At 46.6% G+C, this 5328-nt stretch carries 5 protein-coding genes; 2 read left to right on the top strand and 3 right to left on the bottom strand.

Annotated elements, in window-relative coordinates; all coding sequences use genetic code 11:
- Nucleotides 1-438: 438 nt before the first annotated feature.
- Nucleotides 439-2187, top strand: a complete 1749-nt coding sequence (locus MHN01_RS15520; protein WP_239412173.1) for a CHRD domain-containing protein — start codon at nucleotides 439-441, stop codon at nucleotides 2185-2187.
- Nucleotides 2188-2241: 54 nt separating this feature from the next.
- Here MHN01_RS15520 and MHN01_RS15515 read toward each other — a convergent pair whose 3' ends face one another.
- Both MHN01_RS15515 and MHN01_RS15510 read right to left on the bottom strand, forming a co-directional pair.
- A complete protein-coding gene (locus MHN01_RS15515; protein ID WP_239412172.1) occupies nucleotides 2242-2610 on the bottom strand; it encodes a hypothetical protein in 369 nt (122 codons plus the stop codon).
- A gap of 89 nt (nucleotides 2611-2699) precedes the next feature.
- Nucleotides 2700-3293 carry an isochorismatase family protein gene (locus tag MHN01_RS15510; protein WP_239412171.1) on the bottom strand — a complete coding sequence of 198 codons (594 nt, stop codon included), beginning with the start codon at nucleotides 3291-3293 and terminating at the stop codon, nucleotides 2700-2702.
- A gap of 220 nt (nucleotides 3294-3513) precedes the next feature.
- Between MHN01_RS15510 and MHN01_RS15505 the strand changes: the two genes are divergently transcribed.
- The gene (locus MHN01_RS15505) at nucleotides 3514-4416 is read left to right on the top strand and encodes a LysR family transcriptional regulator (RefSeq protein WP_239412170.1); all 903 of its coding nucleotides are present in this window, start codon (nucleotides 3514-3516) and stop codon (nucleotides 4414-4416) included.
- Between the two features lie 223 nt (nucleotides 4417-4639).
- On the opposite strand, the gene MHN01_RS15500 is transcribed toward MHN01_RS15505, so the two are convergent.
- Nucleotides 4640-5328, bottom strand: a 689-nt coding sequence (locus tag MHN01_RS15500) for an efflux RND transporter permease subunit (protein WP_239412169.1), incomplete at its 5' end; no start/stop codon positions are given.

The following is a 5328-nucleotide window of genomic DNA, read 5'->3' as shown; positions in this document are numbered from 1 at the left end:
AATCCCAATCTCAGGTTATATATTGATGTTTTACGAATGTTTGTAATCTTTGAAAAGGAGTTTAACTATGGCTAAACGTGTATCGAACAAACGCATCAAAGAAATTCTGGACAATGCGAAATCTAAAAAGTAATCATTGAAAAGCCTCCAACCCGGGGGCTTTTATCTTCTTGCTGTATTCAACTGAAATATTCCACAAATAAACACCAAAAAACCATAATTAATCAAAGCTGCAGTATGAGTGACTAATTAATAGTAAAAGGTTAATGAAAAAATATAGCTCGTTGCCCAAACGCTAACCATCTGTCTTTCCACTCGACTTTTAGAAAATTCCTCGCCCTCAAGATCTTCGCCTCAGCACTAAGACCGAGAATCAAAACTGAGAATCCTCTCTCTGGCTACACTCCTGTTGGTATTAATACCGTAAAGGAGCAACCCATGAGTAAAAGACTCTGCCTAGCAGGCATGTTGGCTTTATTTTCTCTACTCGGTTGTCAGGAAGAAGAGCTTACATTTGATGTGGCTCTTTCTGGCGATCAGGAAGTCCCGCCTGTTATTACGGAGTCACAGGCAACAGCCACAGTGACTTTATTAATAAGCAGCGGCGATGGTGGTGATGGCGGTGATGGAAAAGACAATGATCTCGATTTAGACCTTGACCTAGATTTGGATCTGGATCTGGATCTGGATCTTGACCTGGACCTCGATCTTGATGGCGACACCAACAAACACTATGGTGATAACGACTCACAAGACTACGATGAAACAAGCTATAACGACGACTCTGACTACGGCCATAAAGATAAGGATGATGGTACTCCACCCGATCCAGAACCGGAGCCAGAACAAACATACACTCTCAGTGCTGAGCTCGACATCAGCATGGTAGAAGATGTTCAGGCTGCTCATATTCACCAAGGCGGTATTGGTGAAAATGGCCCTGTCGCTTTTGACTTTATCGATAACGGCGACGGGACAATGTCCGTCGAAGCGACTGAGATCACTCAGGAGCAGGCTGACGAGCTATTAGCCGGCCAGTGGTATATCAATGTTCACACTCTCGATAACCCTCCAGGTGAAGTCAGGGGACAGATAGTTGATAGCAACGTAGTTATTGTTACTTTCGCCCTTGACGGTTCACAGGAAGTTCCTCCTGTAGATTCCGAAGCATCGGGTGCTGGCTATGCGGCGGTAAATACTGATACTAACGAGGTTGAATTAACTGTCGTCACAGAAAATGCCCAAGATGCTACAGCGGCACACATCCATGAAGGTTTTGTCGGCGAAAACGGTGATGTCGTGGTTGCCCTTGTTCAGGGTGACTCTGCTGGCGTATGGACAACCCCTGACGAGACGATACTGGATGATGAAACACTTCAACGACTGGTTAGTGGCGGACATTACGTCAACGTTCACACACCTGCGAACCCACCAGGAGAAATTCGTGGCCAGATCCTCAGCAGCGATTTCACGCTCATTACCTTCTCGCTGGATGGTGGCCAAGAAGTGCCTCCGGTCGAAACCGAAGCCAGCGGTGATGGTTACCTTACCTACAACAGTACAACCGAAGAAGTCGACCTCAAGGTGATTACAACCGGTGCTGAAGACGCCGTTGCCGCCCACCTTCACGAAGGTTTCGCAGGTCAAAACGGTGATATCGTGGTCGCTCTGGAGCAAGACCCGGACGATCCGGGCAAATGGACAACCCCTGACGGTACAACATTAGGTAGCGATATCATTGAGCTGCTGCTCAGTGGCGGACACTATGTCAACGTCCATACCCCTGCCAACCCGCCGGGCGAAATTCGAGGGCAGATCCTGACATCGGACTTTACCTTGTTCATCTTCCCGTTGGATGGTTCACAGGAAGTCCCTCCGGTAGAAACTGAGGCCTTCGGTACAGGTTACGCTACTTTCAATAGCGAAACCAACATCCTTCAGGTTAACGTTGTCACTTCCGGCGTAGATGATGCTGTTGCCGCTCATGTCCATGAAGGGGCAGCTGGTGAGAACGGTGATGTCGTCGTAGGCTTGATTCAGGATCCCGATGATGTTGCCGTCTGGTCAACGCCTGAGGACACTGAACTTGATGACGACACTGCCGAGACGCTGCTCAGTGGCGGACACTATATCAATGTCCATACCCCTGCCAATCCACCGGGCGAAATACGAGGACAGATAGAATAAGTAAGCAAATACTATCGAGAATTGCCGCTGCAGGCCCTTTGGCTTGCGGCGGCTTTATTCGAGCTCTGAGGTGTCCCAATACACATAAACCGACTCTTCCTGCAGCTTAAAAATCAGCCCTTTCTGCCCTAGCCCTGATTGCCTGTACACCGGATACCCCCTGCTGTCTTTATAATTTCCGGGTGTTTCTCCAACAGGCGTAAAGTCATAATAAACGCCATCATCACGCTCGATAGTGATATAACCCTGACGCTGAGAAAAGACACAAAGATACTGTGCCGAAGGCTTCTCCGAGCCTGGTAAATGGATATCGCAACGTGCGTCAGTTGTATCGGCAAACGCCTGCGGCATACTCCCAAAGATCAGGACAGCCGCCAGTGATGCCTTAAGACACATCCATCGTTTCCAGCAAACCGCTTTCATACCCTCACCTCCTCGCGCTTTAATACAAGAATAAACCCACCTCATGATGGCAGGTTTATTTTAAGGTAGCAGTTTTCAACGAATAGCTATCATTGCTGTTTAGATAGCACTTCTTCAAAGAGCACCTGCATCAGCTTCATGCCATGCTCGCTGCTCCAGTCTTGGGCCAGTTCTACGATAAGTTGGTTCGTTGATGTCAGGGTGACGCCGTGAGACTCCATCCTGCGTAGTGCCGTTTCATCAGCAAGCGTGCTTGGTGAGCCTGAACCATCAACCACAACTTGCACTTGGTACCCTTCAGCTATTGCGGTAATAGCAGGATAGACAACGCAAACATCGGTTGTGATCCCGGCAATAATCAGATTCTTACGCCCTGTAGATTTCACCGCATCCGAAAAAGCCGGATCCTTCATGGCATCGACAACACCGGCACGCTGAATGCGGTTTTCAAATGCTTCCGGTACTGCCTGTTGCAACTCTTCAAACAGTGGGCCCTGGGCATGCTCCTCCATACTTGAAGTCAAAATTAACGGCATCCCCGTCTCCTTTGCCGCACGAGCCAGAGCAAGTGTATTCTTCTTCACCTCAGCGAGATCCGCAGACTTAACCCAGCCCATGGTTCCTACCTGATGGTCAATCAATAACATTGCTGCATTTTCTGGACTAAACGTTGTCTGTTTCATAGTTACCTCTTCAAATTTCTTACTACTTATTAGTCGGTTCTACCTCTAACCAACTCTAGGTTTCAGGGCATTTCGCATCAGCTCGTCTGAATGTCAGAGCAGAGTCTCAATCAGAAACCTGTACTTAATGCCTCGTGAATGGGTTTATTGTATGCAGAGTGAAATTACTTTATTAGATGGTATAATTGAGTTTTACAATCCCATATAACAGAGCAATAAGATGATCGACTTTAACGAGATAAAGGTATTTGTCACCGTTGCTGAAGCAGGCAGCTTCATCGGTGCAGGAAAAATATTGGCCATGCCATCGACATCAGTTAGCCGTAAAGTTCAGCAACTAGAGAATAACCTTGGGGTAAGGCTACTGCACCGAAGTACGCGTAAGCTGTCCCTTACCACACAGGGAGAAGAGTATTTCAAACAATGCCGTCATCATCTGGCAGCTATCGATGAGGCAAACCGTTTCATCTCAACCTCACAGCAAGCGCCCCAGGGAACGCTGAGAATTACCTCACCACTGGACTTCGCCAGCCATTATGTACAGCCTTGGGTTATTGATTTTCTGGCCAGCTATCCAGATATTAAGGTGGAAATGGAAGTGAGTGATGCGCAGGTCGACTTGATAGAAGACAGAATAGATATCGCATTTCGAACGGGTAAACTGCAGGATTCAAACCTTATCGCCCGCCGTCTCGGGCCGAAAAAAACTGTCTGCTGTGCCAGCCCTCGTTATTTGGCACAACACGGCATTCCGGCTCTTCCTCAAGACCTAACAAAACATTGGTGCATACCGCTAGGCGGCAACCTGCAAAATCAGAGTTGGACCTTCCAGGATGGAAAACAATCACAAACCATCCCTATTAATGGTCGTTACTCATCCGACAGTGTACTCCTAGCCATTAAGGCTGCAGTTGAGGGACTCGGGATAGTACGTGTTCCGGTACCATTGGCAAAGCCTTATCTGGAAAGTAACTCTCTTGTCTCTGTACTCGAAACTTATGAACATGCCGCTGGCGATATATTTATTATCTATCAATCCCATAAATACCTTACCAAGTCGATCCGTCTATTTATCGATCATATATTGGAAAAAGTACAACCCAATGCACCCTGGGATGATTAATTGTGCAACGACATTAAGAAATCAAATAATTCAGGCAAAATATAGTATCCGAAGATAATGGATACCATTACTGTAAAGCAAAGTACGGCAAACTCTGCAATGAAGCTCTTAATGCAACCCATAATATAACCAGGGTTTATCTTATTTTCATGTTGCATGAATATGTTTCCCTATCAATTATAGAGAAGGTCAGGCGAAGTAATATTTTCACCTGACCTATATGTTATGCAGTTTGAATCGTTAACGGTTGATCTTCTATCTGTTGTTTAATCGGAATACGGAACATAAGCGTATAAATGACGGGTAATATGACTAACGTAAAGACAGTCGCAAACAACAAGCCAAAGATAATGGTTACCGCCATCGAAACAAAGAATGCATCAAACAATAAAGGGATCATCCCCAGCACAGTGGTAATTGCAGCCATACATACCGGCCTGACACGGCTTACTGTTGAGTCAAATACTGCATCAAACGGCAACTTGCCTCTAGCCAGCTCTGCATTAATCTGGTCAACCAGCACAATACCATTCTTAATCACCATGCCGCTCAGACTGAGCATCCCCAACATCGCCATAAAGCTTAGCGGTGCGTCCAATACCAGCAAGCCAAACGAAATACCTATCAGTGATAATGGAACCGTGAACCAGATAACCAGTGGCTGACGAACGGAGTTAAATAGCAGCACTGTTATCAAAAACATGGCCAAATACCCCATCGGCAAGGATTGTAAAACATTGCCCTGAGCTTCATTCGATGTTTTATATTCCCCACCCCACTCAAGCTCATAACCTGGCGGTAGTGGAATCGCTTCAACGTCGCTTTTAATAAGGTTCAGCACTTCATCTGTTGTCATACCTGCTTTTAGTGACGGGTTCGCCATCACGGTCAATATACGCTTTCGGTCGCGGC

It is taken from the genome of Photobacterium sp. OFAV2-7 (genome assembly GCF_022347985.1).
Classification (GTDB): domain Bacteria; phylum Pseudomonadota; class Gammaproteobacteria; order Enterobacterales; family Vibrionaceae; genus Photobacterium.
Note: the sequence above shows the minus strand (reverse complement) of the source record. Positions and strands in the feature narration are given on the sequence as shown.